The sequence below is a fragment of the Gardnerella washingtoni genome (assembly GCF_049262705.1).
Classification (GTDB): domain Bacteria; phylum Actinomycetota; class Actinomycetes; order Actinomycetales; family Bifidobacteriaceae; genus Bifidobacterium; species Bifidobacterium vaginale_D.
Genome location: NZ_CP058398.1, coordinates 1,541,873 through 1,561,605 on the forward strand (window position 1 = coordinate 1,541,873; position 19,733 = coordinate 1,561,605).

13 protein-coding genes, 1 tRNA gene and 1 rRNA gene are annotated in these 19,733 nt (G+C 44.1%); 14 read left to right on the forward strand and 1 reads right to left on the reverse strand.

Annotation, left to right across the window (positions count from 1 at the left end; translation table 11 throughout):
* The first annotated feature begins 79 nt into the window (after window positions 1-79).
* The 13 genes from HXT28_RS06090 (at window position 80) to HXT28_RS06150 (ending at window position 16,056) form a co-directional block, all read left to right on the forward strand.
* A tRNA-Leu gene (locus tag HXT28_RS06090) sits at window positions 80-162 on the forward strand.
* A 154-nt stretch (window positions 163-316) separates the two neighbouring features.
* On the forward strand, window positions 317-1,087 hold the full coding sequence (locus HXT28_RS06095) for an alpha/beta hydrolase (RefSeq protein WP_422113387.1): 771 nt from the start codon (window positions 317-319) through the stop codon (window positions 1,085-1,087).
* A gap of 64 nt (window positions 1,088-1,151) precedes the next feature.
* Window positions 1,152-1,616 (forward strand): nucleoside deaminase, encoded by a 465-nt coding sequence (locus HXT28_RS06100; protein ID WP_016637634.1) that lies wholly within the window; start codon window positions 1,152-1,154, stop codon window positions 1,614-1,616.
* 392 nt (window positions 1,617-2,008) lie between these two features.
* Window positions 2,009-3,019 (forward strand): LacI family DNA-binding transcriptional regulator, encoded by a 1,011-nt coding sequence (locus HXT28_RS06105; protein ID WP_016637635.1) that lies wholly within the window; start codon window positions 2,009-2,011, stop codon window positions 3,017-3,019.
* Window positions 3,020-3,234: 215 nt separating this feature from the next.
* Entirely contained in the window at window positions 3,235-4,728 is a 1,494-nt protein-coding gene (locus HXT28_RS06110; RefSeq protein ID WP_422113388.1) for a sugar ABC transporter ATP-binding protein, read from the forward strand.
* 173 nt (window positions 4,729-4,901) lie between these two features.
* Window positions 4,902-5,903 (forward strand): ABC transporter permease, encoded by a 1,002-nt coding sequence (locus HXT28_RS06115; RefSeq protein WP_422113389.1) that lies wholly within the window; start codon window positions 4,902-4,904, stop codon window positions 5,901-5,903.
* Between the two features lie 274 nt (window positions 5,904-6,177).
* A complete protein-coding gene (locus HXT28_RS06120; protein ID WP_419185089.1) occupies window positions 6,178-7,116 on the forward strand; it encodes a D-ribose ABC transporter substrate-binding protein in 939 nt (312 codons plus the stop codon).
* Between the two features lie 319 nt (window positions 7,117-7,435).
* Window positions 7,436-7,831: a D-ribose pyranase gene (gene rbsD / locus HXT28_RS06125; protein ID WP_016637640.1), complete on the forward strand. Its 396-nt coding sequence runs from the start codon at window positions 7,436-7,438 to the stop codon at window positions 7,829-7,831.
* Between the two features lie 45 nt (window positions 7,832-7,876).
* On the forward strand, window positions 7,877-8,923 hold the full coding sequence (locus tag HXT28_RS06130; RefSeq protein WP_422113709.1) for a ribokinase: 1,047 nt from the start codon (window positions 7,877-7,879) through the stop codon (window positions 8,921-8,923).
* Between the two features lie 243 nt (window positions 8,924-9,166).
* Window positions 9,167-10,135 (forward strand): ketopantoate reductase family protein, encoded by a 969-nt coding sequence (locus HXT28_RS06135; protein ID WP_422113390.1) that lies wholly within the window; start codon window positions 9,167-9,169, stop codon window positions 10,133-10,135.
* Window positions 10,136-10,585: 450 nt separating this feature from the next.
* Window positions 10,586-13,339 (forward strand): SGNH/GDSL hydrolase family protein, encoded by a 2,754-nt coding sequence (locus tag HXT28_RS06140; RefSeq protein WP_422113391.1) that lies wholly within the window; start codon window positions 10,586-10,588, stop codon window positions 13,337-13,339.
* A 447-nt stretch (window positions 13,340-13,786) separates the two neighbouring features.
* Entirely contained in the window at window positions 13,787-14,017 is a 231-nt protein-coding gene (locus tag HXT28_RS06145) for a prevent-host-death family protein (RefSeq protein WP_422113392.1), read from the forward strand.
* A gap of 95 nt (window positions 14,018-14,112) precedes the next feature.
* Complete coding sequence (locus tag HXT28_RS06150) at window positions 14,113-16,056, forward strand: alpha-glucosidase (protein WP_422113393.1); 1,944 nt, start codon at window positions 14,113-14,115, stop codon at window positions 16,054-16,056.
* Window positions 16,057-16,084: 28 nt separating this feature from the next.
* Here HXT28_RS06150 and HXT28_RS06155 read toward each other — a convergent pair whose 3' ends face one another.
* A complete protein-coding gene (locus tag HXT28_RS06155) occupies window positions 16,085-16,858 on the reverse strand; it encodes an SIR2 family NAD-dependent protein deacylase (protein WP_422113394.1) in 774 nt (257 codons plus the stop codon).
* 1,053 nt (window positions 16,859-17,911) lie between these two features.
* Here HXT28_RS06155 and HXT28_RS06160 point away from each other — a divergent pair.
* Window positions 17,912-19,438, forward strand: a 16S ribosomal RNA gene (locus HXT28_RS06160).
* The last annotated feature ends 295 nt before the right edge of the window (window positions 19,439-19,733 follow it).

The following is a 19,733-nucleotide window of genomic DNA, read 5'->3' on the forward strand; positions in this document are numbered from 1 at the left end:
GTTAGTTGTTGAAAAAACGAAAAACGTTAGGCTGAATATTGCGAATTTATAGTAAATATGATAGCCTTGCACTTTGTATGCGAACGTGGCGGAATGGTAGACGCGCTGTCTTCAGGTGGCAGTGAGCGTATGCTCGTGCGGGTTCAAGTCCCGCCGTTCGCACTTGTCAAAAAGGCTGGAATTGCAAGGGTTTTGCTTCTTACGATTCTGGCCTTTTGTGCAAATATAATGTAAATATAAGTAAGTTTTGTGTGAGTATTTTTGCAAATGCTTAAGTATTTGCAAAATTTTATGTGTTACAAGCGGCGGTGATGCAATGAACACTAACGATGAACTAAATCGCAATAATGTAGACGGTAATTCTTACGAACCGCATATCGGTCGCGAATCTCACGTTGTGTCAGGTCGTTTTGGTGAACCACTTAAAGTAACGCAGGCACAATATTCACAAGGGAATGCTGCTGCACATCCAACGCATCCGTTGCTACTGTTGTTGCATGGCTGGGGTTCTAATGAAGAAGATTTACTAGATTTATTGCGAATCGTGGCGCCATATAACGATGCTATTTCATTACGTGCTCCGCTTAAACTTGCTGAAGGTGCATACAGTTGGTTCCATGACGCTGTGCCACAGCGTGAAGATTTGGATTATGATATGTATGCTGCTGCAGCAGCAATAGACGAGTGGGTGCGTGAAAACATTCCAGCGAATCGCGATATTGTGCCATTTGGATTTTCGCAAGGTGCTGCTTTAGCGGTCCATGTTTTGCGTCTACATCCTGCCCGTTATCGCGCATCCGTTGCGCTTTCCGGGTTCTTAGCTCCTAACGTTCCTGCTTCTGCTGCGGAAATTATGCTGCACGATGATGATTTAGCAGAACGTAATACTCCCGTATTTTTTGGCTACGGCTTAGCGGACGATGTAATTCCTCCTTATGAGTTTTCTGCTGCGTCTGCGTGGCTTGAGGAACACACGTGGCTTGAGGAGAAGCGGTATCGCGGTCTTGATCATGCCGTGCATATGGAGGAACTTGGCGATATTCGTAAATGGTTTGTGACCCACGATATTGCGTCTGGTCTTCTTTAGTAGCTGAAGTTTGTGGAATGATTTGGTGAACTTGATTCCAAAACTGATTTGGTGAACTGATTTCATGAACAAGTACGATGATGTTATTACTCGCGCAATGAGGGAAGCGCTGCTATTGGCGCGCGAAGCTGCTGAGGTTGGAGAGGTTCCAGTTGGTGCTGTTGTACTCGACAACGGTGGCAATATTATTGGTCGTGGCGCAAACTTGCGCGAGCGTGACGCCGACCCCTTGGCACATGCTGAAGTGCTTGCTATGAAAGATGCTGCATCGGTGCGTAAATCTTGGAATTTATCTGATTGTACTTTAGTGGTTACGCTTGAGCCTTGCCCTATGTGTGCTGGTGCGATTTTGCAAACCAGACTTCGTCGCGTCATTTTTGGTGCTTGGGATGCCAAGTTGGGTGCTTGCGGATCTGTGTGGGATATTTTGCGAGATCCGCATGTTGGCGCTCACCCGGAGGTTATTGGTTCGCTGTGTGAAGAGGAGTGTGCGCAAGTGCTGCGTGACTTTTTTGTATGTCAACGTTAGAAAAGTGTGGCATTGTTGGTAACTTTGCAAGTAATTTCATAGTGGAATACATACATCGTGTGGAAAATGTAAATTTTAGCGTGTTTCCCTTGTGTTCAGGGTGTCAAAATGTTATAGTTGCGGTAACGTTACCGCACGGGGCTGGTTGAGGAATCTGGCAATTGTGGGAACGTTATCTCAGTTTGTAGCTTCTAGTCGGCGCTGATGAAACTGCTCATTGAGAATAAGACTATATAGCGGCTCTTATGCACAGTTGCATAGGTGCTTTTCTCCAACGAGAGGAGTATATGGAAAAACGTAGTACAAAACATGGAATACAAGCTAGAATCAAAACATACCAATAACAGTGTAAAACTATACTAATTGAGCCTAAGAGATGAGCTGGAGGTGTCATGTCGTACATTACGATTCGCGATGTTGCACAACGTGCTGGTATATCAGTGTCAACTGTTTCGCGCGCATTGAATAATACGGGTCGTATATCGGCAAACACCAAGGCAAAAGTTGAGCGTGCGGTTGCAGAATTAGGTTATATACCAGATTCTCGCGCCCAAGCGATGCGGTCGTCTCGTACTAAAACAGTTGGGTTGCTTGTGCCAGATATTCGCAATGCATATTTTGCTGAACTAGCGTATACTGTGCAAGACTCCTTGTTTGATGCTGGTTATTGTGCGTTTATCGGAACATCTTCTGAAAGTGCAGCTCGTCAAGATGCATTCATTACGAGTATTCTTTCTCAACGCATTGATGGTGCGATTATTGTGCCTCAAGGTGAGGAGACTGATGCTATGGGAATGTTGCTTGAGCAGCATCTTCCACTTATGTTTATGGATCGCCACGTGGAGCCTCAAACTGATGGTTTGGCGCATGTGCCAGTTGTGGATTCGGATCCAGAGCAAGGTATTCGTGACGCATTATTAGATGTTAAGCAGCATGGTTTTTGCTCAGTTGGCTATGTGTCGGGTCCAATTATTGCTTCGCCGTCATTGCAAGAGCGCGAACAAGTATTCCGCACGGTGGCGTCGGAAATATTTGGCGAAGAACATGTGTTTGTAGAATCTACAGGATTTGAGCAATCCTCATGTGCCAGTGTGTTGCATCGCATGATGAACGTTGGCGTAAAAGCGCTTATTGTTGGTTATTCGCCGGATGCGCTGCGAGTGATGGACGTAATGGCTTGCGAAGGATTAGTGATAGGCAGTGATATTTCACTTATCTCATTTGATGATGTTGAAATATTCCGCTTAGCAACGCCGCGTATTTCTACTATTTCGCAACAAGTCCAGCGTATTGGTCGTACCAGTGCGGCACTGTTTTTGGATATGCTAGAACATAATGCTGATGTTCAATCGCAGCGAGTAGAAACTGTGTATATTCCGCGTGAATCGCTAGGGAATGCGTAGCTTGTAAAGCTGTTATTTTGTAGCTTGACACTATTTTCAATTGATTCTTGTGCTGTGACTTTGTAGTATGTGCGGCAATTGCTTGAGCGCACCGTTGTTGTTGCGTTTTCGCGTGTACGTTGCTGCACGTGTCTCACCAAAGCACAAACGTAATGTAGCGTAATTGATGGCATTTTCGCAAAGCAGTGGTGCTGTAGCGAAGAAAGAGGTAAGACATGACGGAACTATCGCTAGTAGGAGTATCGAAAATATTCGGTAATTCTACGGTAGTTGACAATGTGTCTGTAACAGTAAAACCAGGTGAAGTTCATGTTCTCCTCGGTGAAAATGGTGCGGGCAAGTCAACAGTTATTAAGATGATGAGCGGTATTTATCAACCAGATAAAGGCCATATTGAAATCAATGGTGAAACAGTGCGAATTCCTAATGTGGATGCTGCTCGCAAATTGGGTATTGCTGTGATTCACCAAGAGTTAAATTTGGTGCCAGAACTTTCTATTATGGAAAATTTGTTCCTTGGTATGCTCCCTACTAAGGTTGGTTTTATTGATCGTGCGACGATGCGTACTCGTGCGAAAGCTGCGTTGCAAGTTATCGGTTTAGATGAAGACGTTAATAAGCCAATGGGAGAACTTGGCGTAGCTCGTCAACAAATGGTAGAAATTGCTAAAGCGCTTATGCAGCATGCCTCTATTCTTATTCTTGACGAACCAACAGCAGCTTTAACAAAGCGCGAATGTGAACAATTATTCAGCATTATGGAAGATTTAAAATCCAAGAATGTTGGCATGGTGTTTATTTCTCACCATTTGGATGAGATTGCGCGCGTTGGTGATGTTGTAACTGTGCTTCGAGATGGTAAATATGTCGATACTGTTGATGCGAAAGTTCCTGAGAAGGAACTTGTAAAGCTCATGGTAGGTCGTGATATTACAAATCAATTCCCTCACGGACATCGTAGCCAAGGCAAAGAGTTGCTGAAAGTAGAAGGTTTAACGCGAAAAGGTGCCATAGAGAATGTGTCCTTTAGTGTTCATGCTGGCGAAGTTGTGGGGCTTGCAGGTTTGGTAGGTGCTGGTCGTACTGAAGTTCTTCGTGCAATATTTGGTGCAGATAGCTATGATTCAGGCACAATAACTGTTGATGGTAAGCCGATTGCAAAAGCGAATATTGCAGGAAGCATTGCAGCTGGTCTTGGCTTAGTCCCAGAAGATCGTCGAGTACAAGGATTGATTCTTGAGGCATCCGTTGCAGAAAATTTGGGAATTTCTACATTAGTTCCTACAGCACACGCCGGCTTTGCAGATTTGAAGGGGCAACGTACTCGAGAAGAAGAAACTGCAAAGAAATTGCGTATTCGTATGGCAAATATTGATCAACTAGCTGGTTCTCTTTCTGGTGGTAATCAGCAAAAGATCGTGTTTGGCAAGTGGTCTATGGCAAAAGTGAAAGTGCTATTGCTAGATGAACCTACTCGTGGCGTTGATGTTGGTGCACGTGTAGAGATTTACGAGCTGATTAACAATATCGTAGAAAATGGTGGTGCAGTATTGATGGCATCTTCGGATTTGCCTGAAGTACTTGGCATGTCAGATCGCGTATTGGTGATGTCAAACGGCAGAATCAGCGGTGAATTAGCGGCAAGTGAGGCTACTCAGGAAAGTGTGATGGAACTTGCAGTGACGCATCTTAATACATCGGGTAGTTGAGCATAGAAAAAACTGTAAAACCCTACTGCTTTCAATATGAAACGAACAATATGAGACATATTGAAAGGCTAAAAAATTAAAGTTACCAATTAAACGTGAAACTTGCGTACAACAATTTATTGCACACAGCAGTGCAATGGATTGTAGCAAAATTTGTTAAAGGAGTATGAGTTATGGCTGCTACGAGTGGTGCAAAATCTGAGCATTTAGGCTACGGCGCGGTTGATAAAGGATTTTTGCCTGCAGCGAAAAAGTTTGCATCTCGCAATGGTGCTCTTATCGGCTTGGTTATTTTATGCGCTGCGCTTTCATGCGCTACGCCGGCATTTTTGACAAGTGTAAATATTCTCAATGTGGGTATTCAGGCTGCGACTGTTGCTATTTTGGCATTCGGTCAAACCTTTGTTATTGTGTCGGCTGGTATTGATTTGTCTGTAGGCGCTGTGGCTGCAATTTCTAGCATGCTGGTTGCGTATACAGGTGTTTCCATGGGTTTGCCGCCGGTGTTGACTGTTGTGGTCGGTATAGCAACCGGTGCGCTTTTTGGGCTTATTTCTGGTGTAGCTAACGCTTTCCTTAAGTTGCCATCGTTTATTGCCACATTAGCAATGATGTCTGTGGCGCGCGGTCTTACCCTCGTCGTTTCAGATGGTCGTCCTATTTCTACATCCGGCATGGTGAATTTCTTTGGTGCCAACATTTTGGGTATTCCAATGCCAATTGTGATGATGATTATTATGGGCGTTATTTCTGCAGTAATATTGAACTTCACTACTACTGGTCGTTCTATGTACGCTGTTGGCGGCAATATGGAAGCTTCGCGCCTTTCTGGTATCAATATTCATAAAACACAAATTATGGTGTTTGTTCTTTCAGGTATTTTTGCTGCTGTCGCCGGTTTAGTTATTGCTGGTCGTTTACATTCCGCTCAGCCTCAGGCAGCTACTGGTTACGAAATGGATGCGATTGCTTCCGTTGTTATCGGTGGTGCTTCACTTTCTGGCGGCAAGGGTAAGATTTCCGGCACTTTCGTAGGAGCAATTTTGTTGGCTGTAATTCGTAACGGCTTGAATATTTTGAATGTTTCCTCCTTCTGGCAGCAAGTAGTTATCGGTTTGGTTATTGCATTCGCTGTAAGCCTTGATACTTTGCGTCGTAAGGAAGATACGCACTGACAGCAAGTTAGTACTTCTATAAACTTGACCTTCTTACGGGAAGGAGGTGGATTTTGCCGATATTGATTCGTAAGTGGTGAGTAATCAATATCCTCAGCAAAAATTGAAGCAAATTTGAATATATAACTGAACTTTATAACTGAACTTTATAATTCAAAACGACTTAACAATAAGGTAAAGAGATGGTGAAACATCAGCCTTATGCCACTGCAATAGTGCGCATATATTGAGCTCAAACCTGCGGCGACATAGGGCAAGAATCAAAGGAGATATGATGAATTATCCAATTATGCGTCGTGGCATGAAGCTTGCCTGCGCAGTTGCTGCAGCGTCTGCACTTATTGTCAGCATGAGTGCATGTGGTAGTGCTAATGCCAGTGATAAAGTCGCATTGCTTGTTTCTACGCTGAACAACCCGTTCTTTGTAGATTTACGTGATGGTGCCCAGGCAGAAGCAAAGAAACTTGGTGTTGATTTGCAAGTTTCCGATGCTCAGAATGATTCCGCAAAGCAGCAGGATCAAGCGCAGAATGCTCAGTCTCAAGGTGCAAAGGCTGTTATTATTAACCCTGTAGATTCCGATGCTGCAGGTCCTGCAGTTGCTCCACTGTTAAGCGCAAATATGCCTGTGATTTCTGTTGATCGTTCTGTAACTGGTGAAAAAGTTACTTCGCATATTGCTTCCGATAATGTTGCTGGTGGTGCTCAGGCTGCTGATGCGCTTGCTAAAAGCATGGGAGAGAAGGGCGAAGTTTTGATTTTGCAAGGTATTCCTGGCGCAGCTTCTACTCGCGATCGTGGCAAAGGATTCAAAGATCGTATTAAGAAATATTCAAATATCAAGGTTGTAGCAGAACAGACTGCTAACTTTGACCGTGCTGAAGCATTAAATGTAGCTACTAATTTGTTGCAATCGCACCCGAATGCAACCGGCATTTATGCTGAAAATGATGAGATGGCATTAGGTGCAATTCAAGCGTTAGGTGCTAAAGCTGGTAAAGAAGTTAAGGTAGTTGGTTTTGATGGCACTGCTGACGGCATGAAAGCTATTAAATCTGGCGCAATGGCTGGCACTATTGCTCAGCAGCCAAAAGAACTTGGTCGTTCTGCTGTTGCTGCTGCTGTAAAAGCTATTAAGGGGCAAAGTGTTCCAAAGACTGAGCCAATTACTGTGAAAACAGTAACAGCAAAGAATGTAGGCGATTTCGAGTAGTACATATTTGTGTAACTATGTAAGGTGTATATAAACAGCAAAGTTTATATCAATGAATGGTATCAATTAATACAATTCATACAAAATTATATATTATATGGCGTTGAGATCGTTCATGATGATTTTATGAAAGAATCTCATAACAGTTGTGAAAGACTCGCAACAGTAAAAGCTACGAAAGTTACGTGATTTTAGCGTTCTCAACGCCATTGCTTTCTTATAAGATTTTTTATCATATATGTTCGTGGCGTCGCACTTGTTATGAAGGGTGATAATCATCGTTGATTTCACTTTTATGAGCCACGATATGAGGTGAATTATGTTAACTCATGGTATTTTGAACGCACAATTAGCAGCTGCTATTGCAAGATTAAGGCATAAGGATCAATTTGTTATTTCTGACTGTGGTTTGCCTGTTCCATCTGGCGTAGAAGTCATTGATTTAGCTTTAGTTTTTGGAATACCGCGATTTCCTGATGTGCTTGCAGCAATCAACAATGATCTTGTTCTTGAGTCTGGCATTATGGCGAAAGAAGCTTGCGGTGATACTCCAGAAACGTGGGTTAAAGATCTACTCGGAGTGCCGCTGACTTATGTGCCACACGATGGCGAACAAGGTTTTAAAGCTCTTGTTTCACAAGCTAAATTCGTGATTCGCACAGGTGAAACTACGCCATATTCTAACGTGTTGTTGCGTTGTGGTGTTCCATTCTAAGCGTTGTTTTGCACAATATTTAGGAGAATTATGTGTCGTTATCATATGCTCGACTCGTTGGAGAGTTTAGAAAAAATTAGGTCCGTTCGGTCTACTGAGGCTGGTGTGCTACATGAAACATTGCTTGCACAGCAGAATATCAATCAGCCTACTATCGCAATAGTTGGTTCCATGAATGCGGATTATACGATTGTTGCTCATCGTCTTCCTCTTCCTGGTGAAACTATTAACGGTAACGAAATACGCATATTACCTGGAGGTAAATCAGGCAATCAAGCAGTATCTGCTGCCAAACTTGGTGCGCATGTATGTATGTTTGGTGCTGTAGGCGATGACGCTAACGCTGATTTTCTTATTAACGCTTTACATGAATCTGGTGTTGATACGACGTATGTGCGTCATGTAGCAAATTGCAATAGTGGTGCAACCGTTATTACAGTAGATGCGCAAAGTGGCGAAAATACTATTGTTTACGCGCCTGGATCTAACTCGCAAGTTGATGTTGATTATATTCAGTCGCCATCCGTGCAAGCTGCCATTACTCATGCAAAAGTATTAGGACTTTGTTTAGAAAGTCCATTGGAATCGGTTACGATGTGCGCTCGCTTAGCGCATGAGCATGGCGTAAAAGTTTTGCTTAACGATTCTCCTTTTTCGGATACATTACCGCAAGAGCTTATATGCGCTGCGGATATATTACTGGTTAATGAACATGAAATGGCGCAGTTGTTGCATATTTCAGAACCTGATAATGGTGATTGGGATTCGTTTGATTGGCGGCATGCACTTCATGCAATGCATGAGTTTGGCTTTAATGAAGCGATAGTCACACTTGGCTCAAAGGGGTCTGTAGTGTTGGATTATGGTGATAATTCGGTGCATCGAATTATGCCTCAGCGTGTTGATGCTGTTGATACCACTGGTTGTGGCGATGCTTTTATGGGTACTGTGCTCGCATGTTTGTCTGCAGATATGCGACTGGTTGATGCAGCTTCGTTGGCTTCTTATGTATCTGCATATGCTGCTACTGGATTTGGAGCGCAAGCTTCTTACGGTACTGTTGCGCAGATTCGTCAATTTTTTCATGCATAGGTGATGTGATGTATGTGTGAATGGTGCGCATAGTCAGTTGATGATTGCACCTTGCCAATATGAAAAATTTTGACATTCTCTAAAAACTGTGTAATATGCTGTAAAAACCAAAAAGCAGTTGGCTGATTTTAGTCACTACAATCAGCCTTACTGCTTTTTACTATATTTGCAGTCGCTTCGACGAATTTCCATGTATGCACGAATTTCGCCTAAGCACATTTTTACCTAAAAGGAGGTGTCACTATGAGTGGCATGAAATATGCAATGATCGGTTCGGGAGCTATGGGATATCGCTATGGCGTTTTGTTGCAGGAAACGGCTGGCATTCATGTTGATTTCATTGACGCCTGGGATGAGAATGTGAACAAGGTTCGCGAACAAGGCGGTGTGATGGTGAGTCGAGACCATGAAAACCGCCATTTAGTGCCGATTAATATGTATACGCCTGAAGATTATGACGGCGATCCAGACGTGTGGATCGTGTTTATGAAGCAAATGCAACTTGCGGAGATGTTGGAGCGTTGCAAGCATTTGTTTAAGGATCATCAGGTTGTATTTGCTGCTATGAATGGTTGGGGTCATTTTGAAAAGTTGCAGCAATATTTCCCTGATGACCACATTTATGGCGGAACTGCCATGATTGCAACTGTTTTGAACGGTCCGGGCGACGTTGATTTTATTGGTAAAGTTGGCGTTGGCACCATGAACATGTGCGCGTTGAACGAGCAGGTAACTGATGTTGAGCTTGCTATGCGAGATGATTTTAAAGCTGCCGGCTTGAACCCTACTGTTACGGAAGATTTTAAGGGTACTTGCATGGCTAAAGTTGTTTTCAACTCTGTAGTTAACACGTTGTGCACCATGTACCAGATTCAGATGGGTCAGTTTATTTCGTACCCTGGTGCAATGGACATGGCTCGACAGCTTATTAACGAAGCATACGACGTGTGCGATCGCGCCGGAATTCGTATGGTTAATACGCGTCAGCAGGAGCTGGAAGCTATCGATTACGTAAGTCGTGTGGCAAATCCTTTGCACTATCCTTCTATGTACCAAGATATGAGTCGTGGACGAAAGACTGAAGTTGATTATATCAATGGTTATATTGCAAAGCTTGGTCGCGAAAACGATTACGTGTGCCGCACTCATGAGTTCTTGACTCACGGCGTGCACTTAGCTGAGCTTGCGTTCAAGCTGCATCATCAGCAGTGATTGAGAGCATTGATGTAAAGAGCTGATTTGGTTGGTTGAAGTCAGGAGCTGATTGAGGTAGCTGAATCGGGTATATTATTACACTCTTTGCCAGAGTAAAGAAGAAGGTGGCGGCTCGTTGCATAGTTGCAGCGAGTCGCTTTTTTATTATGTTATTTGCACTATTTTTCACATTGATAAACAGTGGTGCTGGTAGCTGATGTGGATTATTGGTTAGTGCGCAATGAAACGGTGATGCTGACAAGTAGTTATGAATCAAAAGATACAAAGATAGGAAAGCATATTGCATGGTACTTCTATATTGATTTTATTGAGTAAGAGGTGATAAATTTAAGTCAGTATTGGTTTTGTATAAGGAAAATCAGTGCTGTTTATTCTTTGAATATTTTGATTCAAAGTAGCTATTTTCAACATTGTGGTTAATGCCTCAAAGTGAGAGAAAGAGTAAAAATGAAGAAAATTACGAGAGTACTGTATGCTCTTCTAGTTTGCGTTGTAAGCGCAGCTATGGGGCTTGCAGTATCTATTCCAGCGGCACACGCTGAAGTTCATGTTTCTGAGGTTAGTAGAAGACATGATGAGATTCCTGGTATTCAAAAAAAGGTTTTGAAATTTTACGTAATTGGCGATTCTTATACTGCTGGTAATGGCACGATTGGGAATCCGGGATATCCAGGAAATTATGACGGCGATTCGTTAAGAAGCCCATATAATTATGGGCAAGTTGCAGCTAATCTTATGAATGAAAAGGGTTTTCATGTAATTTATAAGAATTTTGCTGTAAGTGGCGCTGTTATTAATGATATAAAGAGACAAGTTCAGTCACTTCCTGAAGATACTGATTTGGTTGCTTTTACCGCTGGTGGTAATGATGTAGATTTTAATAACATTATTAGGGAGTGTATTGCGAATCCTTTTACTGCCCCTGGGTGTAAACTTGACGCCGCAAAGTCTAAGCTTAAAGACGTAATTAACAATACACGGGATTTATTAAGCACTATACAAAAGCGCATTGCTAATGGCCGCACAGCACATGCTGTTCTTATGGGCTATCCTTTGTTGAGTAATAAATTCAACTATCATTATGCCAGATTATATGCTACTGATAAAGTTGCCAAGGAAATACGTCTTTTAGGCATCAAGGCTGCTGATTTACAGGAAGAACTAGTCAAGGAATGGAATGCAGAAGGATCTTCTCTTAAAGTATCATTCGTGAATAATATAGCTTCGTTTGATGAAGGTGATACTCAGCATGAGCCAAAGCCTTATAGCATTTCGCAATCTGGTATTTTTGGATTGAAAGATCTTGGACTTAGTAAACTATGCGGAGATTGGGATAATGCACTTAAAAATGCTGACGAAATAAAAGCTAACTTACTTAAAAGCTTTAAAGTTGTGGCATTTTGTGAAAATCCTTTGAAAATTCAACCTTGGTACATTGTAAATAATCCAAAGCGTTGGATTAATTGGTTCCTGGAAACAGGGGGCGTTCAAAAGGGTGATTCTGACGTAGTGTCATATAAATCGAAAACTATGATGGAATGGTATCATCCTAATATTACAGGTCACCAAAAAATGGCAGAGAATCTTGTGAACAGTCTTGATTTATCAAAGATTGCTAAAACTGTTGATTCAACTGGTTCAACAGGAAATCCGATTGACATTGCATTCGTAGTAGATGCTACTGGATCGATGTGGGACGATATTGCTGTAGTGAAGCGGAATATTAATAAACTTCTTAATGACATAAAGGCATATTCTTCTGATGTACGTTTTGCACTAATAACCTACAGGGATCACGGTAGTAGTTTTACTGCGAATGTTAATCAAGATTTCACTACCAACGCAGCTGATATAGCTCTTAAATTGGCTGGTGTGAATGCTGATGAAGGTACAGGTCCCAAGAATGAATCCGTATACAGTGGTATTAAAACGGCTTTGGATTTGAAGTGGCGAGATGGTGTTAAAAAGATTGCTCTTGTATTCGGTGATGAGCCGGCAGAGGATCCTGAACCAAAAAGTGGCTTAACAGCGCAGCAAATTATTAAAATGTCCAAAGATATTGATCCTGTTGAAATTTATGGCATAGATTCAGATGAGCTTACTGATGACGGCGGAATTTTTGAAAAGATTTCCAAAGATACTGGTGGTGCAATCTACAAAGCAAAGGATGAAGCAGAGATTGTGAAGGCTATTTCAGGAGCTTTGCATACGTCTGCTAAGAAACCATTTGGTTGGCTGTACGGTCCGTACGTTGCTAAGACTGGCACTACTTTGAAGTTAAACGCTTCTGGTTCCTACGCTATGCAAGGAAAAATTGCCAAGTATGATTGGGATTTCAACGATGATGGTAAGTATGATGCCACAACTACCGTACCTACAATAGAACATCTGTTTAACGATGTTTACAGCGGTAATGTGGTAGTCCGTGTTACTGATAGCAAGGGGGTAAGCGCTCTCGGTTCAACGCATGTTGATATCACGAAAGATGGTGACACTGTTGATGATGCTCACGACAACTGCCCGACGGTTGCTAACCCAACGCAAACAGATACTGATGGTGATGGTATTGGCGATGAATGTGACCCAACACCAGGCTTTGAAAAGCTATTTGGCATAAATATGGTTGACGGCAAACCAGCAGCTGGTCAGCAGGATATTAAACTCGCTAAAGACACAGTAAAGCCAGGTGAAAAAGTCAAATTCGCTACGGGTCTTTTTGCAAAAGGTGATCAAGTGCAATTATCTATTGACGACAAAAAGATTCAGGATTACAAGGTGCCTGAAGGAATGATTGTTGTAGGTGATTTAGCTATTCCTAGCACGCTTGTCCCAGGTAAGCATAAAGTAACTGCAACATCTGGCAAGATTTCAGTTTCTGCAACTATTACAGTTGTAGCTGGCGAGCAGGGCGCACAACCAGAGCCAGACAAGCATCATCATGATATTAACACCGGTAGTTCAAGCTTTACGCAACACGATCAGCAGAACTCTACGCAGCAATCTCAGGATGAAAAGAATGCTGACAACAGTGCTGCCGATACTGCTGAAAATAAAAATGAAGCTAAAGTAAAGCATGAAAAAGTGAAGCGTGCAAAAGAACTCACAAACACAGGATCTTCTGTAAGTTTGATTGCTTCTGCTGCTGTGCTTCTATTACTGGCTGCAACTTTGCTGCGTTCTTACGTAAAAAAGCGCGAATAATACCATTGTGTAGCGCAGCTAAGTAGTATCACGAAGGTAGTTGCCTCTCAAGTTTTAAGCATAAAAACTTAAACATACAACGGTAGCAAGCCTTCATACAAGCACTTTCGCAGATTGTTTATTATCGTAACAATAAGCTTTCTGTGAAAGTGCTTTTGTATGAGAGGATTTAATGATTTGCAAAATGTGCAATGAATGAGATGGAGTAGTGGCTCGCGGTTTTTTACTTCGAGCCACTTTTTTGTAGCCTTTAACTATAATATTTACCAGTATAATAACTTTTATATATGCTTGTAAAAAGCATAGTAAATATACATGTATTAAATATGCGCATGGATTGTCTGTAGAAAAGTTAAGGTAATTCTCATGGTTACAGTCGCTCCAATAAGTACTATGGTTCCTATTAGCGCTTTTAATAATGGTAAATCTGCGTAGGCTTTTGCAAAAGTGAGTGCTGGAATGCCAGTGACGGTTTTAAAAAACAATCAACCAATGTACTTCATTATCAATCGCGAAGATTTTGAGCATTACCAATCACTTGAGGAACAACTTCAAAAGTATATTAAAGAAGCCATTGAAAATAAAAACGAGGAAGCTCGTAAACAGGTTCAAAATCACGAATTTACTCATGAATCACATACTGCTTCCGATATGATGGATTACCTCAATGGTCTGTGAAAAGAGACGTCTAATAATCCAAAGATAGCTGAAATATGGAATAATAAATTATAGATAATAAAAAATAGATTATAAAAATAATTAATGGGGATTAAATGACTACTTTTAACAGAACGAACTTGCCAGAATCCGTGCGCACAAACGGCGCTACGCCAAACCCTTGGTGGACGAATGCAGTTGTATATCAGATTTATCCGCGAAGCTTTCAGGACACGAACGGCGACGGAATCGGCGATTTGAAGGGAATTACTTCGCGCCTCGACTATTTGGCTGATTTAGGCGTTGACGTGATTTGGCTCAGCCCTGTTTATAAGTCTCCGCAAGACGACAACGGCTACGATATTTCTGATTATCAAGATATTGATCCGCTTTTTGGCACTTTGGAAGATATGGACGAACTTTTGGCTGGTGCGCACAAGCGTGGGCTTAAAGTCGTGATGGATTTAGTAGTAAATCACACTTCCGATGAGCATGCTTGGTTCCAGGCTTCCCGTGATGCTTCAAGCGATTACGCGGATTGGTATTGGTGGAGGCCTGCGCGCGAAGGGTGCGTTCCTGGAGAGCCGGGCGCGGAGCCGAATAAGTGGGGTTCATATTTCGGCGGTTCTGCGTGGACGTACGATCCAAAGCGCGGCGAATACTATCTTCACCAGTATTCTCCAAAGCAGCCAGATTTGAATTGGGAAAATCCTGCGGTTCGCGCTGCCGTGTACAAGATGATGAATTGGTGGATGGATCGCGGAATTGACGGCTTCCGCATGGACGTTATTACGCAAATTTCTAAGCATGTTGATTCTGAAGGCCGCTTGCCTGGTGAAGATGGCTGCCAAATTGAGGATTTGCCAGCCGGAGCCGACGGTTATTCTTCGCCATTTCCGTTCTGCTCTGACGGTCCTCGCTTAGACGAGTTCTTGCGTGAGATGCGTGCAAAAGTTTTTGAAGGGCGCGAAGGCTATCTTACTGTTGGCGAGGCTCCGGGAATTTCAGCGCATCGCAACAGTTATATAACTGATCCTGCACATAGCGAACTTGACATGCTCTTCCTGTTTAATCACGTGGATATTGATTGCGAAAACGGTACTAAGTGGAATCCTGTGCCGCTTAAGTTGACGGCACTAAAGCGCGTGATGGCCGAGCAACAGCAAGCAGTAGCGGATGCTGGTTGGGCGAGCTTGTTCTTTAATAATCACGATCAGCCGCGCGCGCTTTCTCGCTGGGGAAGTGAGTCTAGCGACGAGATGCGAGTTCGTTCCGCTAAAGCGATTGCCATGCTTCTTCACATGCATCGCGGCACGCCTTACGTGTACCAAGGCGAGGAAATAGGCATGACTAACGCGCACTTTACGCGTCTTGAGCAGTATCGTGACTTGGAAGCATTGAATATGTTTAAGCAGCGCGTAGAAGAAGCGCATATTCAGTCGGCTGAGTCGATGATGGATGCGCTCGCAAAGCGCGGCCGCGACAATTCTCGAACTCCAATGCAGTGGAATGCTTCTAAATATGCGGGATTTATGCCTTTTAATGTCGCATCGAAAAATAACGCAGAACCGTGGATTAGTGTGAATCCTAATTATGTGGATATTAATGCGGCTGAGCAGATGGAAGATTCGGATTCTGTTTACGCTTTTTACAAGTATTTGATTGCTTTACGCCATTCGGAGCCGATTGTTTCTGCTGGTTCTTGGGATTTGGTTGATGCGGATGATGAGTGCGTGTATGCGTTTGTGCGCGAGCTTACATCTGATTGTGAAAAGCAGGATGGCTCTGCAGAGACTGCTGCGGAATCTGCTGCTAAATCTGCTGCGGAATCTGCTGAAAATTCCGCAGAATCTACAGAACGCATGCTCGTAATGGTTAATATGACCGACTCGACCGTCCCTATTCCTACAGAGAGTGCGAAAATGCTGCAAGATCGCACCTCTAACGCTTTTGCAGGGCGTGACGTAATAGTTACAACCTACGACGTAAATCACGCGCTTACATCGCTTAAAAACGGTACGCTTGCGCCTTGGGAGGGTATCGCTGTTACTTTGCAATAATTAATTTGTGATAATTGTTTCGCAATAATCACTTTGCAATAGTTTCGTCTACTAATTTTGGCAGAGCTTTCGCAATATCTTCGCGAATAATACGCTCTGCCAAATAGTCGTATTGCGTAGCACCCAAGTTCATTATCGTAATCGGCACTCCAGCGCGCGCAGCTAACGGCACGAGGCTGGCAGCTGGAAATACTTCTAGCGTGGAACCAATAACCCATAGCTCGTCCGCTTTAACAATTGCTTGCGCACTGCGTTCCATAGTGCCTTCCGGAAGCGCTTCTCCAAAATATACAACGTCTGTTTTTATAAGACCGTTGCAAGGCATATTGCTGCGGTACGGTAGAGCGCGTCTACAATGCGGATCTGGATGCTCGTCTAAGTCGCGCATAATATCGGCAGTTTTATAGCTCGCGTGGCAGCTCATGCAGTGTGATGTTCCAATGCTCCCGTGCAAATTCACTATAATGTCTGGATTATTGCCAGCTTTTTCATGAAGCGCATCAAAATTTTGTGTGGCTATAAGGTCGAGCATGCCTGCCTGTTCGAGTTTTACAAGTGCCTTGTGAGCTGTTCCCGGCTGCGCATTCCAAACGGGCGACTCTTTTTGCCATCGCCAAGAATATATGCGTTCCTCTTTGCTGCTTAGGAATGCGTCTATATCGTAAACGCTCATTTGCTCCGGGTGTTTAGTCCAAACGCCGTCCGGTCCGCGAAAATCAGGAATGCCTGCGCTTGTGGAGATTCCTGCGCCTGTGAGCACAACAATGTGGTGTGCTTTGCTGTTCGATTGCTTGTTGCCCATTCCTCTGCTCCTTCGTTTTATTAATGTCTGTTAATATCTTATTTTTCTTTTTTCTTTATGCGTTTTATGCTTTTGTGTTTTTATGTGCTTTATATTCTTTATAAGAGTTTATTTAATAAGTATCTATTTATACATGTATTTCTTATTCCATATCGCGCTCATACATTTTGTGTGTATCTAATCGTATATTTCATCTTTTTCTGCTTTTATTGTGTCTTTTTCGCGTTGATTTTGCGTTGACTTGCTCGTTGTTAATTACTTTGTTACTCGAGTATCGTTTATTCGTTTTGATTGATGTTTAATGAAGTTACTTTGATGAGTTTCGTAAGTTTTTAGCATCGTGTATTACGCTCATACACTTTGCTTGTACTGCTGCTGAGTTTGCGCGAGCGTTGTAAAGCAAGCGCTACCGCATTAAGCTCACTTTAAGTTAATCTTCTTTGGTCGTCAGATTACGCTTTCTTCATTAGTTTAAAGAAAGCGTAATTGTTTGCGCGCTTGCGCGGAAAGCACACTGTGCTTTCTGTATAAGCAAGCGCTACCGCATCGGGTTGCTTTTCGCGCTACGCTTTAAGCGAAAAGCAAGTCGATGCGACACGCCCGGGTTTGGTGGTTTTGGGGTTGTTTTTTGGTTATTTTTTGTTGTTTTTGGTTATGGTTTTTGGTTTTGGGTTGGTTTTTGAGTGTTTTTTCGTTGTTTTCGACACGCCGGTGGATGCTAGTGTTTTCAAGGGTTTTGGTGTGTTTGTTTTTGTTGGGTTTGCGTTTTAGCGTGGGTTGGTGTAAGTTTATCTCTTGCTGCTCAGCGCGGCTGGTTCTCCTCGGTTGAGGTTGATGAGCCGGCTGGTGTGGTGGTGGTTTGAGAACTCAAGAGCGTGTCTGTACTACTTATTAGTTAATTATTGCCAGTTCATTGCCTGCCTTGCATGTTGCAGGGTGCCTGAGAGATGGTTAAATGGTGGTGAGGTTTTTGTTGGGATGTTCTTTCCTTAAAGAATGTCTCGTCTTTTTCTTTTTATATTGGAGCCTTTTGTTGGCTCTTCATTGAAGTTTTTCGTGGAGGGTTCGATTCTGGCTCAGGATGAACGCTGGCGGCGTGCTTAACACATGCAAGTCGAACGGGATCTGGTCAGCTTGCTGACTGGTGAGAGTGGCGAACGGGTGAGTAATGCGTGACCAACCTGCCCCATGCTCCAGAATAGCTCTTGGAAACGGGTGGTAATGCTGGATGCTCCAACTTGACGCATGTCTTGTTGGGAAAGTGTTTAGTGGCATGGGATGGGGTCGCGTCCTATCAGCTTGTAGGCGGGGTAATGGCCCACCTAGGCTTCGACGGGTAGCCGGCCTGAGAGGGCGGACGGCCACATTGGGACTGAGATACGGCCCAGACTCCTACGGGAGGCAGCAGTGGGGAATATTGCGCAATGGGGGGAACCCTGACGCAGCGACGCCGCGTGCGGGATGAAGGCCTTCGGGTTGTAAACCGCTTTTGATTGGGAGCAAGCTTTCGGGTGAGTGTACCTTTCGAATAAGCGCCGGCTAACTACGTGCCAGCAGCCGCGGTAATACGTAGGGCGCAAGCGTTATCCGGAATTATTGGGCGTAAAGAGCTTGTAGGCGGTTCGTCGCGTCTGGTGTGAAAGCCCATCGCTTAACGGTGGGTTTGCGCCGGGTACGGGCGGGCTAGAGTGCAGTAGGGGAGACTGGAATTCCCGGTGTAACGGTGGAATGTGTAGATATCGGGAAGAACACCAATGGCGAAGGCAGGTCTCTGGGCTGTTACTGACGCTGAGAAGCGAAAGCGTGGGGAGCGAACAGGATTAGATACCCTGGTAGTCCACGCCGTAAACGGTGGACGCTGGATGTGGGGCCCATTCCACGGGTTCCGTGTCGGAGCTAACGCGTTAAGCGTCCCGCCTGGGGAGTACGGCCGCAAGGCTAAAACTCAAAGAAATTGACGGGGGCCCGCACAAGCGGCGGAGCATGCGGATTAATTCGATGCAACGCGAAGAACCTTACCTGGGCTTGACATGTGCCTGTCGACTGCAGAGATGTGGTTTCCCTTCGGGGCAGGTTCACAGGTGGTGCATGGTCGTCGTCAGCTCGTGTCGTGAGATGTTGGGTTAAGTCCCGCAACGAGCGCAACCCTCGCCCTGTGTTGCCAGCGGGTTATGCCGGGAACTCACGGGGGACCGCCGGGGTTAACTCGGAGGAAGGTGGGGATGACGTCAGATCATCATGCCCCTTACGTCCAGGGCTTCACGCATGCTACAATGGCCGGTACAACGGGATGCGACATGGTGACATGGAGCGGATCCCTTAAAACCGGTCTCAGTTCGGATCGTAGTCTGCAACTCGACTACGTGAAGGCGGAGTCGCTAGTAATCGCGAATCAGCAACGTCGCGGTGAATGCGTTCCCGGGCCTTGTACACACCGCCCGTCAAGTCATGAAAGTGGGCAGCACCCGAAGCCGGTGGCCTAACCCTTTTGGGATGGAGCCGTCTAAGGTGAGGCTCGTGATTGGGACTAAGTCGTAACAAGGTAGCCGTACCGGAAGGTGCGGCTGGATCACCTCCTTTCTACGGAGTTTTTGTGCGCGCTCGGTTGAGTGTGGTTACTGGTGTGGAAAACAGTGGTTAACGTTTTAGATGAGTTTGTTGGGCATGCTTTTGGGTTCCCGGATTGCCACCCCTCCTGTTTTTTGGGGGTTGCGGTCCTTGACTCATGGGATTTAGTGTTGATGCTTTTGAGTGTTGATGCTGGTTTTGTGGTGTTGTGGTGGTTTGAGAACTGGATAGTGGACGCGAGTAAAATGCGAGACTTTTTTTTGGTTTCGATTTTTTTGCTTTTATCAATTTCAACCGGCTCCTTTTG